15 protein-coding genes are annotated in these 18,189 nt (G+C 41.9%); 6 read left to right on the forward strand and 9 right to left on the reverse strand.

Going from position 1 to position 18,189, the window contains the following annotated elements; genetic code table 11:
• Positions 1–316: 316 nt before the first annotated feature.
• Both cmoA and cmoB read left to right on the forward strand, forming a co-directional pair.
• Entirely contained in the window at positions 317–1,114 is a 798-nt protein-coding gene (gene cmoA, locus Q0890_RS12955) for a carboxy-S-adenosyl-L-methionine synthase CmoA (RefSeq protein ID WP_299221737.1), read from the forward strand.
• A gap of 50 nt (positions 1,115–1,164) precedes the next feature.
• Positions 1,165–2,223, forward strand: a complete 1,059-nt coding sequence (gene cmoB / locus Q0890_RS12960; RefSeq protein ID WP_299221740.1) for a tRNA 5-methoxyuridine(34)/uridine 5-oxyacetic acid(34) synthase CmoB — start codon at positions 1,165–1,167, stop codon at positions 2,221–2,223.
• Between the two features lie 130 nt (positions 2,224–2,353).
• Here cmoB and Q0890_RS12965 read toward each other — a convergent pair whose 3' ends face one another.
• A complete protein-coding gene (locus Q0890_RS12965) occupies positions 2,354–2,572 on the reverse strand; it encodes a DUF2788 domain-containing protein (RefSeq protein ID WP_058369544.1) in 219 nt (72 codons plus the stop codon).
• A gap of 572 nt (positions 2,573–3,144) precedes the next feature.
• Between Q0890_RS12965 and argS the strand changes: the two genes are divergently transcribed.
• The 3 genes from argS (at position 3,145) to Q0890_RS12980 (ending at position 7,105) form a co-directional block, all read left to right on the forward strand.
• Entirely contained in the window at positions 3,145–4,974 is a 1,830-nt protein-coding gene (gene argS, locus Q0890_RS12970) for an arginine--tRNA ligase (protein ID WP_299221742.1), read from the forward strand.
• 65 nt (positions 4,975–5,039) lie between these two features.
• Positions 5,040–5,864 (forward strand): SPOR domain-containing protein, encoded by an 825-nt coding sequence (locus Q0890_RS12975; RefSeq protein ID WP_299221744.1) that lies wholly within the window; start codon positions 5,040–5,042, stop codon positions 5,862–5,864.
• A 143-nt stretch (positions 5,865–6,007) separates the two neighbouring features.
• Complete coding sequence (locus Q0890_RS12980) at positions 6,008–7,105, forward strand: PTS sugar transporter subunit IIC (RefSeq protein ID WP_345832687.1); 1,098 nt, start codon at positions 6,008–6,010, stop codon at positions 7,103–7,105.
• Between the two features lie 123 nt (positions 7,106–7,228).
• On the opposite strand, the gene Q0890_RS12985 is transcribed toward Q0890_RS12980, so the two are convergent.
• The 5 genes from Q0890_RS12985 to rdgB form a co-directional block, all read right to left on the reverse strand.
• Positions 7,229–8,179, reverse strand: coding sequence for a c-type cytochrome (locus Q0890_RS12985; RefSeq protein WP_299221749.1), 951 nt, complete (start codon positions 8,177–8,179; stop codon positions 7,229–7,231).
• 312 nt (positions 8,180–8,491) lie between these two features.
• The gene (clpX, locus tag Q0890_RS12990; RefSeq protein ID WP_299221752.1) at positions 8,492–9,763 is read right to left on the reverse strand and encodes an ATP-dependent protease ATP-binding subunit ClpX; all 1,272 of its coding nucleotides are present in this window, start codon (positions 9,761–9,763) and stop codon (positions 8,492–8,494) included.
• 195 nt (positions 9,764–9,958) lie between these two features.
• Complete coding sequence (gene clpP / locus Q0890_RS12995) at positions 9,959–10,597, reverse strand: ATP-dependent Clp endopeptidase proteolytic subunit ClpP (RefSeq protein WP_299221868.1); 639 nt, start codon at positions 10,595–10,597, stop codon at positions 9,959–9,961.
• A 564-nt stretch (positions 10,598–11,161) separates the two neighbouring features.
• Positions 11,162–12,505: a trigger factor gene (tig, locus tag Q0890_RS13000; protein WP_299221755.1), complete on the reverse strand. Its 1,344-nt coding sequence runs from the start codon at positions 12,503–12,505 to the stop codon at positions 11,162–11,164.
• 493 nt (positions 12,506–12,998) lie between these two features.
• Positions 12,999–13,634 carry an RdgB/HAM1 family non-canonical purine NTP pyrophosphatase gene (gene rdgB, locus Q0890_RS13005; RefSeq protein WP_299221758.1) on the reverse strand — a complete coding sequence of 212 codons (636 nt, stop codon included), beginning with the start codon at positions 13,632–13,634 and terminating at the stop codon, positions 12,999–13,001.
• A 467-nt stretch (positions 13,635–14,101) separates the two neighbouring features.
• On the opposite strand from rdgB, the gene Q0890_RS13010 reads away from it, so the two are divergent.
• Complete coding sequence (locus Q0890_RS13010) at positions 14,102–14,734, forward strand: superoxide dismutase (protein WP_299221761.1); 633 nt, start codon at positions 14,102–14,104, stop codon at positions 14,732–14,734.
• Between the two features lie 111 nt (positions 14,735–14,845).
• Here Q0890_RS13010 and Q0890_RS13015 read toward each other — a convergent pair whose 3' ends face one another.
• From Q0890_RS13015 to Q0890_RS13025, 3 genes are all read right to left on the reverse strand, one after another.
• Positions 14,846–15,661 (reverse strand): HNH endonuclease, encoded by an 816-nt coding sequence (locus tag Q0890_RS13015; protein ID WP_299221764.1) that lies wholly within the window; start codon positions 15,659–15,661, stop codon positions 14,846–14,848.
• Between the two features lie 82 nt (positions 15,662–15,743).
• On the reverse strand, positions 15,744–16,556 hold the full coding sequence (locus Q0890_RS13020) for a DUF72 domain-containing protein (RefSeq protein ID WP_299221767.1): 813 nt from the start codon (positions 16,554–16,556) through the stop codon (positions 15,744–15,746).
• Between the two features lie 40 nt (positions 16,557–16,596).
• Positions 16,597–17,643, reverse strand: a complete 1,047-nt coding sequence (locus Q0890_RS13025) for a polyprenyl synthetase family protein (RefSeq protein ID WP_299221769.1) — start codon at positions 17,641–17,643, stop codon at positions 16,597–16,599.
• Positions 17,644–18,189 lie beyond the last annotated feature (546 nt).

Raw genomic sequence — 18,189 nt, forward strand, 5'->3', positions numbered from 1 at the left:
CGTCCTTAGCAATACTCATTCAGCTTAGCAGGCAAGCCTAACGTGATAAGTAACAAACAGTAATGTTATAATGAGCTTTTGCTACGTTAGTCTGCTCTGGAACAATGATATCTGTCTTATATAATCAATGAGATATACCATCTGTTCCCTAACAGCCAAATGCGACTGGGCTAAACTTTCTTTGCATGCTGCTCTGCCTCGAGGCTACGAAAATCCATCTTAATAGTATTTTTTCGGTTTTAAAGAGAATCGACTAGAGCATTAATCAAATTTGCTGAATAATTCCTAAGCAAAGTTCCATTGTTAAAAACCAAGAATGAGCCACTCCATGAGCCAACCCAAGCCTGCTATCAAACATGACACCTTATTTGATAAACCGTTTACCACGCCACTCGATAAAGCGGCGCGTTTTTCTTTTGATGAGCAAGTAGTGGCTTGTTTTCCTGATATGATTCGCCGCAGTGTGCCGGGTTATGGTCAAGTGCTTGCCATGTTACCTATATTTGCCCGTCGTCATTGTAAGTATCGCCAGCAGAGTGAAAGTGGTCAGCGTGTCAGTCGCATTTACGATTTGGGCTGCTCGCTGGGTGCTGCCAGTATGACGCTGGCAGGTGAGTTTGAGCCGCAAGATTTACAGATTAAAGCCATTGATATTTCACCTGCGATGACAAACGAGGCGACCACTTTACTTAAGGATAATTATCCTGAGCATGATATTGAAGTTATCACTGCGGACATTCGTGACGTCCAGCTTGAGCCATGTGATATGGTGATTCTTAATCTAACGCTACAGTTTTTGCCAGCCGCTGATAGAGTAGCGGTATTGGAGAATATCTATAATGCGCTAGAGGAGGGCGGCATACTGGTACTGACTGAAAAGACCCATGCGTTTGATGAACAGTACGATGCGTGGTTGGTTGAGCGTTATTATGACTTTAAACGTGCCAATGGCTATACCGAGATGGAAATTAGTGGCAAGCGCAATGCGCTAGAAAATGTCCTTATCACCGATACTTTAGACGAGCATCATCAGCGTTTAGACCAAGTTGGTTTTCAGCGTCATCTGACCTGGTTTCAGTTTTTGAACTTTGTGTCTATTGTGGCGTTTAAGTAGCTATCTAAATTATTGACTCATCTTTCCATTTTTATCAAACATGGTTTTTTATGCTTAATGACACCATTGCTAACGCCGAACGTGAACTGTATTTAACTTTATTGACACTTGCGCAAGAAAAGCCCAGTGCTTATGAGTGGCTCAAGCAATTACCAACGTGGCTGGGTGATATAAAAGACAAAGCCAACTACGCGCACGCGCCCGCTTATCAAGCGTCAGTGGCTCGTTTGCCAAATTTAACCGTTAATAGTGTCGATCTCAACAGCGATACGTTAACGATTGAGGTGAATCTGAGTGAGTCTCAGCGCAAACAAACAACGGCACTACTCAAGCAGCTCATGCCGTGGCGTAAAGGGCCTTTTCAAATTGGTGGTCAGATTGGCGATGATGAGTCAGGTATTAAGATAGATACCGAATGGCACAGTGATTGGAAATGGCAACGGGTCGCACCGCATTTGGGTACGCTAAAAGGTCGGCGCGTATTGGATGTCGGCGGTGGTTCTGGTTATCATGGTTGGCGTATGGCAGGGGCAGGGGCGGATACGGTCATTATCATAGATCCGTCATGTCTGTTTTACCATCAGTTTATGGCGATTCGTCATTTCGTTGGTACGGCAGACGCTCATGAGACAGGCCGCTACCGTACCCATTATATTCCTGTACCGCTTGAAGCTTTGCCTGCCAGTAGCGACCAAGGCAGTCAGCTATTTGATACGGTATTTAGCATGGGTGTGCTTTATCATCGTCAATCACCGTTTGAACATTTGCAACAGCTCAAAGGCCAACTGGTAAAAGGTGGCGAGCTAGTGCTTGAGACCTTAGTTATTGAGGGCGATACCAATACAGTGCTGGTGCCGCATGACCGTTATGCGCAGATGAATAACGTGTATTTCTTGCCGTCTGTCGCAGCATTAATCGGTTGGCTTGAGAAGGCAGGGTTTACGGATGTGCGCTGCGTGGATGTAGCAGTAACCTCTACTGAGGAGCAGCGCAAAACCGAATGGATGACGTATCATTCGTTAGCAGATTTCTTAGATTCTAATGATGCTACAAAGACTGTAGAAGGTTATCCTGCACCGATGCGCGCAACTATTATCGCTAAGAAATAGCCTGATTAAGAAATAATATAACCTTTGGCATGTAGCTTTTGAGGCTGGATTTGGTATTTTAAGGCGGGCTTACCGGTGTGATTATTCACTATGTATTGAGTCATGTTTCGTACTCATTAATAATCAAAGATTAAAGTAGCCATTTATCAAAGGCAACTTCCAATAATATTTTGAGCACAAAGCCCATAAAACCTGCTCCTAGTGCTAAAAATATCCAAAAAGTACCTGCACGGCCCGCTTCGGACTTTTTAGTGATGTCCCAAACAATAAAGAATAAGAATGCGATAAATATAGGTAATAATACGTACAGTCCCCAACTGGTGACGGTACTAGCGGCAATAGCAAACATAGCATAATCCTATAAAGTGGTGATGTGCCCTCTATTTATATCTAAATTTTATAGCTTTTTTTATAATAATCGACCTAATGAGCGCGTCTTACCACTCATAATATGAGCGGTGACAAATAGAAGGCACGACAAATAAATAGAAGGGTACAATATAAACAGCTATTATAACGCGGAAATACATAGGTATAAACTACCGCTATGGATGAGGCAACAGGAACGCTACAATTGACATGACTGCTCCGTCACTACTACTGGTCAAGGTTACTTAACGCTTCACACTTGAATATAATATAAGCTGAATAGTCAGGCTAACTTAGCCATTACAAGACCGCTAAATAGACAAATGTACCAATTGACGATCTGCTTTAGGATAAGCATAAGATTTTAGCGCTAATTTCGGTGCAAATGGTGCAATAAAGTGCAAAGATTGTTATATTTACAGGTTACTTATTTTTTTATATTATTTTATTCCTTCAAATGTCGGGCGCTATTATAATAAGCAGTTATCGACTGCGCGCACCCTCCTATTTTATACTGTTTTTTGTTGTTTATTTAACTGAGTTAAAATCCCTATGTCACAAGCCCAAATTGATACGCTAGCATCACTATTTGATGATGCTATTCGCACCCTACAAGCAGATGGCACGTTGCCAAATGCTTGGCAGAATAATAGTCAAATTACCCGTACTAAAGACCTTAGTCATGGTGATTTTGCCAGTAATATCGCGCTCACAGCCGCCAAAGCTGCTAAAGCCAATCCACGTCAATTGGCTGAAAAAATCGTCAATGCGCTACCTGACAATCAAAATATTCGACAGGTAGAAATTGCAGGCCCAGGATTCATTAATGTTTTCTTAAACGCCGAAGCTAAGTTTGCGGTATTAGATGATATTTTTAAACAACAAGAGCGCTTTGGTTTAAGTGATCAGTTTGAAGGACAAAAAGTACAAGTTGAGTTTGTGTCGGCAAATCCAACATCAAGCTTGCATGTCGGTCATGGGCGCGGTGCAGCCTTTGGTATGAGCGTGGCAAACTTACTTGAAGCAGTTGGCTATGACGTCACGCGTGAGTATTATGTCAATGATGCTGGTCGTCAAATGGATATTTTAGCGACCAGTACGTACTTGCGTTATTTGGAGGCCAATGGCGAGCAAGTAACGTTCCCAGTCAACGGTTATCAAGGAGAGTATGTTCGTGATATCGCCCAAACACTAAAGACACAACATGGTGATAGCTACGTACATAGCTTTGCCCAAGTCGCTAAAGAAGTAGTAGAAGATGCGCAGTTTGAGACAAACGCTGATGGCGAAAAAACACTGTTATCAGGTGATAAAGAAGCGCATATAGATGGCTTGATTAACAATAGCAAAACCTTGCTTGGCAATAGCTATGAGCTATTTTTGAATGCAGCGCTTAGCAGCATTTTGGCTGATATCAAAGATGATTTAAACGACTTTGGCGTACGCTATGAGTGCTGGTTTAGTGAGAGATCGATTGATAGTGAGATTGAGCCTGCTCTACAAGTATTGGATGAAAAAGGCTACTTGTACGAAAAAGACGGTAATATTTGGTTTAAATCGACTGATTTTGGTGATGAAAAAGACCGTGTGGTACGCCGTGCCAATGGTCAGACGACTTATTTTGCCTCTGATATCGCTTATCATAAGAATAAATTTGATCGTGGTTTTGATAAGGTTATCAATGTCTGGGGCGCAGATCACCATGGATATGTACCGCGAGTAAAAGCAGCATTATTGGCGCTTGGTATCGACGCTGAACGTCTTGATGTAGTCCTCGTACAATTTGTGGCCTTATGGCGTGGTAGTGAAAAAGTGCAAATGTCATCCCGTTCGGGTAAATTTGTCACTCTACGTGAGCTACGTCATGAAGTAGGTAATGATGCAGCGCGTTTTTATTACGTGGCACGTAAGCCTGAAGTACACGTTGATTTTGATTTGGAGCTTGCCAAATCGCAAAGTAAGGACAATCAAGTTTATTACATTCAATATGCACATGCACGTGTTTGCCGAGTATTGGAGAAGCTACAAACCAACGGCCTTGTGGTAAACGATACAATTGGTTTGGAGCATCAAAATCTGCTCACCGCTCCCAACGAAGATGAGCTTATTAAATTGCTGGCAGGATATCCTGCGACATTGTTGAGATCTGCAACGGGTTACGAGCCTCATGTGTTAACCAACTATCTAAAAGAGTTGGCGGCGCTGTTCCATGGCTGGTACGACAGCAATCGTATTTTGCCTGTGAGCTTAACGTCAGGTGAAACACCAAGCCAAAGCGAGATTGATCTGATGCAAGCACGTTTGCGCCTATCTAAAGCGGTACGTCAAGTGTTGGCCAATGGGCTCAGCTTATTAGGGTTGTCTGCACCGTCTAGCATGTAGTATAAGTACAGACGTCAAAGCGCAATAATTTGATTATGATAGATTCAGTAGGGAGATAAAGATCCATGCTAGCCAAAAAACCTAAAGGTGCGACAGAAAAGCGCAAAACAAGTAGTGTATCAGGCTTATTATGGATGTTAGTCGGGGCTATATTGACGCTTATGATAGGAGTGTTTTTATACCTGTCACCATTATTTGATTTTAGTCCTGCTGATGGCACTGCTGATTCTGATCCTGATCGGCAAGTGCAGCCGCGTGTTGAGACGGATACCGATAATAGCGATTATGAATTTTATGATATCTTGCCAAATCAAGAAATGGCTACTATCCCTGATGAAGACCTTAATCAGAATGGTCAACTAGGTGATTCAGGAGCGTTTGAACCTGATGTCGTGGTTACTCAACCTGAAGAAAGCTCTGGCAGCCGTAATGATGACTCGGGCAATTTTGGTATTTCTGAAAGCACCACCATTGAGCCCAGTCGTGGCAACAATGCGGCCGATAATGATAGTGACAACGATATTGTTATTGTTGAAGAAGATGCGACCTATGATGGGACAACGCCTACTAACAATAATGGCAACAGCAACTCTACCAGCCGTGCCAATAATGCAAATTCGGGTACTGCTAGTATACAACCTGCCAAACCTGCGACCACTTATATTCTACAAATCAATAGCTTCGGTGACGCTGATGAAGCCGATCGCCGCCGCGCTCAAGTACTAATGGCTGGCGTTGACGCTAGAGTGGTCAAAAATACCACAGGTAACGGTTTGCCAATTTATCAAGTTATTTCGCGGCCGATGAATACTCGTCAAGCAGTGACCACTGCTCAGCAGCGTTTACAGAATAACGGTATTGATTCTATTATCGTTGAGCAACGTCGTTAGATTGGATTACTTGCGAATATTTTTATAGTTTGTCACTGATTAAAGAGCGTCGCAATGACGCTTTTTTTATCTCTTGTTTTTGTTGAATATATCTCCCCTAGCTGTTTTATTATATCTCTATTACCAAAACGTTCATAAAGAGTATGGCTATGACTGTATCTAACTTGGCACCACCTATCAGCATGACTAAAGCATTTTTTCAAAAATATTTTATTGATGCTTTTACTGGTATGGCTTTAGGGCTATTTGTCACTCTGATTGCTGGTCTTATCATCTCGCAAATCGGTGGCTGGTTAGATATGCCCGCCCTTATCGCTGTCGGTAAGCTGGCTTCGATCTTGATGGGCGCTGGTATCGGCGTTGGTATTGCTTATTATCTTAAAGCACCGACGTTGGTTATGCTTAGCTGCTTAGTGGCAGGTATGCTTGGCGCTCATTCTGAAGCGCTAATGGCAGGGACGCTCTTTACGCCGCAAGTGGGTGGACCGCCGACCTTTGTCGCTCTGCCCGGTAATCCGATAGGCGCATATTTGGCATCAGTATTTGCTTATCGCGCCGGGACATGGGTCGCGGGCAAAACAAAGCTTGATATCTTATTAGTACCGCTACTGGTCTGTGCAGTAGCATTAGCTGTTTGTGCATTACTTAATCCACCTATCGTCGCTGCTGTTGATGCTATTGGACAAGGTATCCAAGCGGCCACTGAGTTACAACCGTTATTAATGGGAATTGTCATTGCAGTCGTAGTTGGTATTTTATTGACGCTACCAACCTCAAGCGCGGCTATCTGTATCGCTATTGGGCTTGGCGGTTTGGCTGGCGGGGCGGCTGTCGTTGGCTGCGCGGCACATATGATTGGCTTTGCCGTGGCGAGCTTCAAAGACAACGGCGTGAGCGGTGTGGTTTCTCAAGGTCTCGGCACGAGTATGCTACAAATTCCTAATGTATTAAGAAAGCCGCTAATACTATTGCCAGCTGTTATCGCTAGCGCTATCGTTGGTCCTATCGCGACAGTCGGCTTTGGACTTGCTTGTACGGCGACAGGTGCTGGGATGGGTACGGCGGGATTGGTCGGCGTATTTGGCGTCATTGAGGCGTCAGAAGGAATCATGAGCACGGGTCAGTTATGGGCAGCGATTATTTTATTGATGTTTGTACTACCAGCAGTGATTGCTGGTATCGTCGCTTATATGATGCGCCGTATGGGCTGGTTGGTTGCTGGTGATATGAAACTGCCTTAAGCTTTATAAGCTTGAACACTTTTAATGCTTTTAATGATTTCTAAAATCAAAAAGCCCAGTTATTTAAATAACTGGGCTTTTTGCATGGGTGTTTTTCGCTATTTACAAATAGTTCACGTGCTATTAACGACGTACGTCTACCGGTGCACCGCCTTTTGGCCAATCTTTATCTTTATTTGCTTTTACAGGGCGTGGCAGCTGGGTAAAGTAGCTGGCCACATCGATAGCTTCTTGGTCGGTAAGGGTATTGCCTTGACCAAATGGCATTTTACCTTTTACAAATGAAGCAGCTTTATATGTACGTGCCATGCCTGCACCATCGTTAAATGAGTTCTCACCAGCGATGGCTGGATATACATAAGTACCATCGTCATTGTACTGGCCTTCACCATTTTCACCATGGCAGGAAACACAGGTTTGAGCGAAGATTTCTTTACCTTTTACTGGATCTGGTGTCAGGGTATTGTCTATTTTTACAAACCCACGGCCTTCAGGTGACACGCCAATTGGCATATCTTGTGATAACCAAGTCATATAGGAGATAAAAGCATTCATCTCGTCTGAGTCCATATCTAAAGGTTTGCCGTCCATTGAGCGTTGAAAACAACCATTAACCCGCTCTTGTAATGAGTTGACACGTGCATCACGTGAGCGATAAATAGGAAAAATCCCTGGTAAGCCATTCCACGGTGCAGCGTAAGCCTCTGAGCCATTACCTAAGTGACAGCTGGTACAGTTAAGCTGATTGCCTACATTGTTAGGTAGCTCGCGATAAGTATGATTGGCAAGCTCCAATCCTCGGCGGACGGCAGCGCCATATTCGTCATCAGGGATAGTCGACTCATCAGGCATGCTGATGTTCAGTTTGGCACTTGGGTTGGCAGCCATATCATTTTTAATCTCAGTAGCACGTGCTTCAAGCGATTTTACTCGCGCTAATGCCTCAGCTTCTTCGACACGATCAACAGCTTTGGTACCTGTTTCGCTACAAGCCGTAATACTTACAGCACCGATAACGAAGATAGCTGCCATAAGAAGAGTAGAAGGTGGCTTGGCTTGTAAATATGTTTTCATTGAAATATCCTTATTATCAAAAATAATATATAAATCGATATTTTTATGATAATTTAATTTGCATAATGACAGTAATAAACTTAATGTTTTGCAAACAGCTGAATAATTAATCAATCTGTAAGTTGCTAGTAACACAATTGTATCAAATATAAATCATTAAAGTATATAAAAACGTAAAGTGTTTTAAGGTTTAAGAAAAATATCAATACTATCTCGAAGAGAACAAAAAAAGCGTCTTAGCACGAAATGCTAGACGCTTTTTTTGTAGTGATAGCGAATTATTTATAACTAACTATCTAACTGAACCATAAATTAAGCAATTTTAGGGGTTTTACCATCGTTGATCACATGCTCATCAACCATTACCGTTTTGGCATTTTTCATTGAGGGTAGCTCATACATGGTCTCAAGTAGGGCGTTTTCTACGATAGAGCGTAGTCCACGTGCACCTGTCTTGCGCTCCATAGCCTTTTTAGCAATGGCATCAAGTGCTTCTTGAGTAAAGCTAATATCAGCGCCTTCCATATCGAACAGATACTTATACTGTTTTACCAGCGCGTTTTTTGGCTCAGTCAGGATCTGTACCAATGCTTCTTCGTCAAGCTCTTCAAGTGCTGCCAACACTGGTAAACGACCAATCAATTCTGGAATAAGACCGAACTTGATTAAATCTTCTGGCTCAACTTGCTGGAGCAAATCTGAGCTGCGACGGCTATCATCTTTTGAGCTGACATCGGCGTTAAAACCAATACCGCCTTTTTCCGTACGTTGCTGAATCACTTGATCAAGACCTGCAAATGCACCGCCAACGATAATCAGGATATTGCTGGTGTCTACTTGAATAAGCTCTTGCTGAGGGTGTTTACGACCACCGTGTGGCGGGATGGCAGCGACTGTACCTTCGATAAGCTTCAGCAAGGCTTGTTGCACGCCTTCGCCTGATACATCGCGTGTGATAGACGGGTTGTCGCCTTTTTTGCTGATTTTATCAATCTCATCGATATAGATGATACCTTGCTCAGCCTTGCTCACATCATAGTCAGAGGCTTGTAATAGCTTTTGTACAATGTTTTCCACATCTTCACCGACATAACCGGCTTCGGTTAAAGTCGTGGCATCTGCCATCGCAAAAGGCACATCTAATAGACGTGCTAAGGTTTGTGCAAGTAAAGTCTTACCAGAACCCGTTGGACCAATCAGCAAGATATTACTTTTGGCCAACTCAACCATCGCATCGTCAGCACCGATCTTGGCTTTTTTACTGTCATTAGCTAAGGTTTGGCTGACTTTTAGACGCTTGTAATGGTTATAAACAGCGACAGACAGTGCTTTTTTGGCAGCGTCTTGACCGATGACGTACTCATCAAGTTTTGCACGCAACTCTTTAGGCGTTGGCAGTTTTTTGTTGACCCAAGAGGTATCAACTTCACCATCAGAGTCATCAGTTGTGCTATCAGCGATTAGGTCTGTGCATAGCTCAATACATTCGTTACAGATATTGGCATCGTCAGCGGCAATAAGCTGCTTGACTTCACTTTTAGCTTTACCACAAAACGAGCAATGCGGGTTGTTATCTTCTGCCATATAAAGGCACTCCTAAAATTTAATGCTTGTACTATTTCCAACAACAAACTAACACTCAATCACTAGTACTGTCTATATTTGCTAAACCTATGTACGCGGTGCTGATGCTTGATTGCTGTGTTTATTTGAGTGTTGGAAATAGTAATATTAGTTTCATACCACATAGCTATCTATCTAGCTGGGTAGGTGCTGTCTTTATAAAGAATCAGGGCGACGTTCTAAGACTTCATCAACCAGACCGTATTCTTTTGCTTCTTTAGCATCTAACCAAAAATCACGCTCAACGTCTTTTTCGATTTTTTCTACTGGTTGACCAGTACGCTCAGCCAAAATCTCGTTTAAGCGTGCGCGAGTTTTTAGAATTTCACGCGCGTTAATTTCGATATCTGTTGCTTGACCCTGAGCACCACCTGAAGGCTGGTGAATCATCACGCGAGAATTGGCTAGTGCATAGCGTTTGCCTTTTTGACCCGCGGCCAATAGGAATGAACCCATGCTGTAAGCACCGCCCATACAAATAGTGGATACTTCAGGCTTGATAAAATTCATAGTATCAAAAATAGCCAAGCCTGCACTGACTGAGCCGCCTGGTGAGTTGATGTATAAATGAATATCTTTATCAGGATTTTCAGCTTCTAAGAATAATAACTGGGCGACGATTAGGTTGGCCATATGGTCTTCGACCTGACCTGTCAAAAAGATCACACGCTCACGCAGCAAGCGCGAGAAGATATCAAAAGAGCGTTCACCGCGTGACGACTGTTCCACAACCATCGGTACCAATGCAGCTTGAGGTGCATTTTGCATGCTTTGCACATCGTTGTGTGCACTCATTAACATATCAAAATGAGGGTTGGCGGTGATGCGATCATAATCTGTCATAAAATGTCCTATAAATAAGTGTATAAAATAGAGTTACAAAATGAGCTAAGGGTTTATCCTGCTATGGTCTAATAATGGTATGCAAAATAGTGTAACAGACAATAATATATGAGCGTTATTAAGTATTAAACCTCATCCGATATAAACACTTTATAATCATGAACGATAATAATTAATAACAACTGACGCCATGATAACTGGTTTAGTTATAAGGCTGTATTAATTTTCGGTTAACTTTAATAATAATTAATAGCGATACCTAACAATCAAAGGTCTAAAGAAATTTCGCCTTTACGCTTCTGTTTGTACTTGTACAAGCTATTACAAATAATGGCTAAACAAACGATGCCAGTTATAACAATAACTTAAATGGTTATACGAAGAATGGTTCCCTATTGATAGGGTGTCTACGTTCAATTATCAAGGGTTAGACTCATAAACCACGAATAAAAATGCCCCAACAAATTGTTAGGGCATTTTTGATATATATTAGATCAATCGCGTGAGACCGCTAACTTACATAGCTTGTTGCTGTTGTTGCTGAGCCGCTAGTAAGTCCTGATAGCTGACTTCTTTGTCAGTGACGTTACCTTGATCAATAAGATAATCTACCACTTGGTCTTCTAGTACGACAGACTCAATGTTTGCACGTTGCTGTTTATCATTGGTGTAGTACTCGATGACTTCACTTGGGTCTTCATAGTTTTCTGCCGCTTCTTTGATGAAGGTTTCAACACGCTCTTGATCTACTTCAAGGTTTTGTGTGTCGATAACACGGGCAACGATGATACCAAGGCGGGCTGCACGTAACGCTTGTTCTTCGAATAGCTCGTTTGGCAGCATGTCTTTATCAAAGCTATCCGCATTCGCACCAAACTGCTGAGAAAAACGCTGCATCATCATGTTGCGCTGACGCTCGATTTCTTGCTCTAGCATCGCATTTGGTACGTCAAACTCGTTCTTTTCTAGCAATGCATCAAAAGTCGCTTGCTTAACTTGGCTACGCGCCGCGTTTTTGATTTCGCGTTCCATGTTTTTGCGTACATCTGCTTTGAGCTTGTCAACGCCGCCTTCAGTCACGCCAAATAGCTCAAGGAACTCGTCATCGATTTCAGGTAGTTTTGATTTTTCAACCAGTTTTACGTTGATTTTGAACTGCGCTTCTTTACCCGCTAAGTTTTCAGCTTGATAGTCTTCTGGGAAGGTCACATCAATCGTTTTTTCTTCGCCAGCTTTCATACCTTTGATGCCAGCTTCAAAACCTGGGATCATCTGGTTGCTACCGATAACCAATTTAAAGTCTTCAGCTGAGCCACCTTCGAACTTCTCACCATCAATCGAACCTTCAAAGTCAAAAGTCACTTGGTTGTCTTTGGCGGCCATGCCTTTTTTCTCGACGAACTCTTGACGCTGCTTTTGCAAGTTTTCGATCATAGTATCGACATCTTCATCTTTAACAGTCGCGGTATGACGCTCAACTTCGATCTCATCGATACCTTGAACGTCGACTTCTGGGAAGATTTCAACAGTCGCTTGGTAAACTAAGAAGTCGTCTTCTAATTTAACATCATCGATGTTTGGCATGCCAACGGCGCGAATGTCTTCAGATTTGATTGCTTCAAACACGGTATCGCGAATCACATCATTGATTACTTCTTGCTGAATACCAGCACCATACTGTGAACGGATATGAGACATTGGAACGTTACCTTTACGGAAACCATCAATCTTGGCAGTCTTCGCCACTTGACGAATACGGCCTTCAACTTTGTTTTGAATTTTTTCAACAGGAACTTTCACTGTCAGCTGGGTTTCTTTTTCCGACAGCTTGTTGGTTGTGACTTGTAAATCTGTAGCCATGTTAATTACACCTTTATGATTAAAATAACAGGCAATCGCCCCTCTAAATATACAAGGGTTATGCCGATTGCCATTGGAATGAATAGGGGTACTAAAGTACTTATGTTCCGATACTTATAAGTCAGTCATTAGATAATGCAAATAACACTATCTAGTATTCTATACAATATCGATAATCCAAGACCAGTTTTCTCTACCAAAAGCGTTACAATGACGATTGCACTGTCATACGTTGTGCATTTATAAACATTGTGCTTTTGTAAATGGTACAGTCGGCCAGAATCTTGCAATAAAATTTTAAAAGTAGAACAGTATAATCTATCTGTTAATTAAAGTAAAAGCTATCTGTCAGGATGGACGGTAAGCAAAAGTACTAGTAAACAAAAGCACTAATAAAAAAGCTTTCATAAACAAGTATAGAAAGTTGAAACTAAAAAATTATTATCATATAAAAAACGAGCGCTATTTATGTCAGTGGCCATTATATAAGTAGCTACAACTGCTCTAATAGCTGCCGGATAGCTTGCCCGCGGTGGCTGATGCTGTTTTTATTAGCGGCACTTAAGCTTGCAGCAGTTGCCTGCAGCTTAGGTAACCAAAACAGTGGATCATAACCAAAGCCGCCGTCACCATGCGGCGTCTCCAAAATTTCTCCATGCCATAGACCTTGGGCGATAATCGGTAGTGGGTCATCAGCATGACGTACCATTGCCAGTACGCAGACGAACATACCTTTAATGGGCGTATCCGGCTGCTCATCACGGATAGGGCGCAAGTCAGCGATGAGCTTAGCGTTGTTCTTAGCATCATTGCCATGTTCACCTGCGTAGCGCGCTGAGTAGATGCCTGGTGCATTTCCTAAAACTGGCACACATAAGCCTGAGTCATCAGCAATAGCTGGCAGTCCGCTGATTCGGCTGGCATGACGCGCTTTAATGATGGCGTTTTCAACGAAGCTCAAACCATCCTCGACGGCATCCTCAATCTCTAATTGTCCTTGCGGTACGATAGTAACGTCTAGGTTGGCTTCAGCGAAGAGTCTTTTAAATTCTGCAAGTTTGCCTTGGTTATTACTGGCAAGCACCCACTGGTTTTGAGTAGTTTTAGATAATGGTAAAGCTGGACTCATAAAATACATCCGTCATTGATAGTCATATATGATTAATAGTTATAAAGATAAAAAACAACATCAGTCCTACGTCATAATTTAATAGTTCTGTTGTATGCTGACTCTATCGTTTAATAAAATGTGCACGAAACAAGATACTATCAATAAAGCTTATAACATTCAGTAACTGATATTGTGCAAATGCTTTGCTATAATAGCTGGCAAGCTACAGTGAATTATAGCTTATAGCTTGTGAATTTAAAGTTAATAATAGCTTTTAAGTCAATTACTTGGCTTTTAAGTGAATAACAATGTTTACGCTAATTTGTTTAAATTAGCCTTTAGATTCATCCTGATGAGCACTAGCACATCAAGCAATAACGTTCATTCATTAACAATAAACTCAGCCAATTTAGCTCGGTATTTTGTGGTGTCTTGTTTGATATACACAAAATATGAGTGGCCAAATAAGCAAGGATAAAATAACTATGTCAAATATTAAACTACCAGATCTTCCTTATGCAAAAGACGCACTAGAGCCGCATATCAGTGCCGAAACACTAGAGTATCATCATGATAAGCATCACGCAGCTTATGTGAATAAATTAAAAGACTTGCTACCAGGTTCTGGCCTAGAAGACAAAACGTTGCCAGAGATCATCGAAGCGACTGCGAAAGACGACAGCAAGCAGACTATGTTTAACCAAGCAGCGCAAGTTTGGAACCATACGTTCTACTGGAACTGCATGACACCAGACAATGGCGGCGGCGAACCTACTGGTGATCTAAAAGGTAAAATCGAAGAAGACTTCGGTAGCTATGATAAGTTCCGTGAAGAGTTCAAAAACGCAGCAACGTCACAGTTTGGTTCAGGTTGGGCGTGGCTAGTGACTGACAAAGTTGGCGGCAAACTCTCTATCATGAAAACCAGCGATGCAGATAACCCACTTGCACACGATAAAGTAGCTGTATTGACTTGTGATGTGTGGGAACATGCATACTACATTGATTATCGCAACCGTCGTCCTGACTATGTCGATACGTTCCTAGACAAGTTAGTGAACTGGGACTACGCAAACGCTAAATACAAAGGTCAAGATGCTGGTGTTGAAGGTAAATAAGCTACCTAGCTTTTGATTTGTAAATAAAAAGAGGACGCTGAGAGGCGTCCTTTTTTTGTGCAATTTTTATTATCTGAAAATACCAGTACGATCCTATTTTGCGAAAAATAATTATGTTTTCTGATTGGAGTTATCAGCTATTAAATTTTTTGTTTCAACAATCGACAAAGTCTTGTCTTTTTTTCTATGGACGACAGAGTGACAATTTGCGCAAAGAGGAATTAGGTCTGTTTCAGGATCTATTTCTTTAGGTACTTCAAATTCTGATACAGGAACTATATGATGAACATGAATAAATCCTTCAGCATATGATTCATAGAAATCCCCAAAGTTAAATCCACAGGCAGAACAAGAGTTGCCGTGAATGGCAATCGCTTGCTCTCTGTATTTAGGGTTTCTTTCGTATGTAGTTACATAGCGTTTTGATTTTTTACCTTCACTGAAAGACTCAAGAGAATCCTGGTAGTTCTCTGTAATTGCATCTGAGATATAAGCAGTTTTCTGCTCGGAGACTTTGATAAGATTGGTTTTGGATACAATAAGATGGTAAGTATTCTCATCGATTGCTCTTACCCCATCACGCCAGTAATTGGATTTCCTCGACTCAGGAATTGTTTCTAGGTACTTGGAGTCGTCTTTTGCTAAAACTGCTTCTCTAAAGGGTATAAAATCAGTAATAGTAGCAAAAAAATCATTTTTACTACTTTCTTTATCTAGATAGGTTTTACCAATTTTAGCAATACCGAAATAATGAGGGTAATCAGATAATCTAGTTTTCGAGAAAGCCTTTTTTTTGAGACTTCCTTTGTAATAAATAATATTAGTGCCTGGCTCTAGATGTTTCAAATATTTTTTGGGAAAGTGATAAAGGAATCCAGTTTTATCAGCCCAAGCAGATTCATCATTTTCAGTTATTATTGTATACACTCTATTTCCTTACGTCTTAAATTTAGCAGTCGTATTACCTTTATGTGAAAAGCTTAATCACTGACTATGCTAATTATATCTATCAAATCACCTCAAACCCAAACTTGCCCAACGCTTCTCTTAACATCGCAATATTATAATAAGCATGCGCATTAACGGTGTTTTGAAAGAAGATATACAGCGTATCAAAATGCTGACGCTGATTGGCAATGGCTTGCGCCCAGTTGTTCATCTCCGCCTCAGAGTAGCGATAATCATGGCGGTCGGCGGCGCTCATCGCATCCCACCAGTTTAAATTATTGCCATGCATGCGCAGATACCCTGTGCGCTCGGTAAATATCAGCCGTGACGGTGGTAGACCGCTGACTTTGGGATAATCGACGCTACACCAAATCAAGCCTTGTTCTTTAAAGCTATCGACCACTTGCGGCGTATGCCAGCCGTTGTGACGAAACTCGACTGCCAGCGGATAATCTTGAAACCAACTAACGAGGTTTGCTAGATAAAGCCGATGCTCACGAGTGCGATCAAATCCATGCGGAAATTGAAGTAATAAAGGCGCAAGAGCTTCCGCTTCGATTAGCGGTGTCAAGGCATTAAGAAAAGCTTGTGCATGCTCCGCTGTGCCTTTTCGTGCATGAGTAAAGTCTTGATGCAGCTTGACGGCAAACTTTAACTGACTGTCTGCTTGCACGTAGGCTTTATTAACCATCCCAGCAAAGGCTTTTTGGCCAATAGGCGCATAAAAGGTGCTATTAATCTCAACCGCACCGTATTGCTTTGCATATTCTCGTAAGAAGTCGGTCTTTTTAGTACCAGTTGGATACAGCGTGCCAAGTAAGTCGGTATCGCTATAGCCGCCAGTGCCGAGGTAAATAGTAGGTTTACTGTCCATGTTAACCACGCTATATCGTTTCTACATTGAGTTGACTGTATTATTTTTTACGCGACCATAACCATTCTATCAATGCTAATAATGCATTATCATCTGCATCACCGCCAAGCTCGCGAGTGATAGCGGTTTGTCCATTATTAAACAATGATTGGGCGTAGTCTTTGGCAGTGCTCACGCCCATCAATTTTACATAGGTAGATTTGTCTAATTTCTCATCACTACCGGCGGGTTTGCCTAAGGCGTCAGTAGAGGTGGTGACGTCCAAGATATCATCTTGCACTTGAAAGGCCAGTCCAATATGCTGCGCGCATTCTTGTAATGCCATACGTTGCAAAGCCGTTGCTCCGGCACAAATACCACCCATTAGCATAGCCGCTTCAATTAACGCCCCAGTTTTGTCGCGATGAATGGCCTCTAATTCTTCTTGAGAAATATTAGTATGCGCTTCAGCATTCAGATCCAGCATTTGACCTGAGACCATGCGGCGAGCGCGCGGTGCAAACACGGCCAATAGCTGGCTTGCAATGTCTGAATCAAAAGGCGCGAAAGTAGGCAGCTCTGCGGTTAAAACCTCAAAGGCCAAAGTTTGCAATACATCACCCGCCAGCAGTGCCGCCGCTTCGTCAAACACAATGTGACAAGTTGGCTGGCCTCGGCGCAGCTCATCGTCATCCATGCATGGCAAGTCATCATGTACCAGTGAGTAGGTATGCAATAGCTCTACAGCCAATGCAGCGCGGCGACACATGTCATAATCTGAGTCGTTTTCTAGCAGTGATTGCAAGTCAGTAATTTTTACGTGATCGGTTAAATTTGAGTTGTCAGATAAATCATCTGTCTCGATATCTGCTTCACCATCTACATTTATACTGGCATCAATACTGACAAAACTACTGGCCACTAATAAAGGTCGTACCAATTTGCCTTGTCCTGTCATCACATAACGACATGCGTCATCAAGCGGACTTGGTAAGTTTGCATAAGCAAATAATACGTCAATATCTTGCGCTAACTGTGCGCGTAATGTGCTATAAAAGTGCTCAAAATTGGTAAAAGGAACAAAACGAGGCGCAGTAGAAACAGACATAACTCAACCAACCACCATATAAATAAAAATAGAGAATACGTGAATAAAAATAGATAACAAGCCAGTGTAACATGATAGCTGATATGGCTTATGCGTATATGCTAAGCGCTGTTTTATTTTGGTTACGTATTGGTGATTTAACTTATAGGTTGAATGTGTTTTGATGAAGTAATCACACGTCTTGGTACTGTTGCTCAATCAAATAGATTGTATTTAAAATTCACAAGCCAATACGCATATAAAAAAATTAGTGACAAGGTATAAAGTGTAAGGTAGAGGTCAGTGATTGGTTGACGAGTTTGGATTTTATCAATTAATGTTAATAGTGACTTGTGAGTCTGGTATTAGCTTGTGACAGTTGGGGGCATAATCCCCTACACTAAATGACGTCAAAACAGTATAACTAGGCGCCATATCGATGAGCGCAGAATAATAAACACATCATCACTGTCTTTTATCAGTCGTTGGGTTATAGACTGATAAATTGACAGTAATTTTATTCGTTTTATTTACAACCATTAGCTAGTTATTTTCATTCTAAAACGT

Source organism: uncultured Psychrobacter sp. (assembly GCF_947488565.1).
Lineage (GTDB): Bacteria > Pseudomonadota > Gammaproteobacteria > Pseudomonadales > Moraxellaceae > Psychrobacter > Psychrobacter saeujeotis.

Excerpts from the sequence above, each read along its gene's own strand:
- Q0890_RS12980 (WP_345832687.1), top strand. The coding sequence starts at position 6,008 with ATGGCTATGACTGTATCTAACTTGGCACCACCTATCAGCATGACTAAA.
- Q0890_RS13010 (WP_299221761.1), top strand. The coding sequence starts at position 14,102 with ATGTCAAATATTAAACTACCAGATCTTCCTTATGCAAAAGACGCACTA.
- Q0890_RS13025 (WP_299221769.1), bottom strand. The coding sequence starts at position 17,643 with ATGTCTGTTTCTACTGCGCCTCGTTTTGTTCCTTTTACCAATTTTGAG.
- argS (WP_299221742.1), top strand. The coding sequence starts at position 3,145 with ATGTCACAAGCCCAAATTGATACGCTAGCATCACTATTTGATGATGCT.
- Q0890_RS13020 (WP_299221767.1), bottom strand. The coding sequence starts at position 16,556 with ATGGACAGTAAACCTACTATTTACCTCGGCACTGGCGGCTATAGCGAT.
- Q0890_RS12975 (WP_299221744.1), top strand. The coding sequence starts at position 5,040 with ATGCTAGCCAAAAAACCTAAAGGTGCGACAGAAAAGCGCAAAACAAGT.
- clpP (WP_299221868.1), bottom strand. The coding sequence starts at position 10,597 with ATGAGTGCACACAACGATGTGCAAAGCATGCAAAATGCACCTCAAGCT.
- rdgB (WP_299221758.1), bottom strand. The coding sequence starts at position 13,634 with ATGAGTCCAGCTTTACCATTATCTAAAACTACTCAAAACCAGTGGGTG.
- cmoA (WP_299221737.1), top strand. The coding sequence starts at position 317 with ATGAGCCACTCCATGAGCCAACCCAAGCCTGCTATCAAACATGACACC.
- Q0890_RS12965 (WP_058369544.1), bottom strand. The coding sequence starts at position 2,572 with ATGTTTGCTATTGCCGCTAGTACCGTCACCAGTTGGGGACTGTACGTA.
- Q0890_RS12985 (WP_299221749.1), bottom strand. The coding sequence starts at position 8,179 with ATGAAAACATATTTACAAGCCAAGCCACCTTCTACTCTTCTTATGGCA.
- tig (WP_299221755.1), bottom strand. The coding sequence starts at position 12,505 with ATGGCTACAGATTTACAAGTCACAACCAACAAGCTGTCGGAAAAAGAA.
- cmoB (WP_299221740.1), top strand. The coding sequence starts at position 1,165 with ATGCTTAATGACACCATTGCTAACGCCGAACGTGAACTGTATTTAACT.
- clpX (WP_299221752.1), bottom strand. The coding sequence starts at position 9,763 with ATGGCAGAAGATAACAACCCGCATTGCTCGTTTTGTGGTAAAGCTAAA.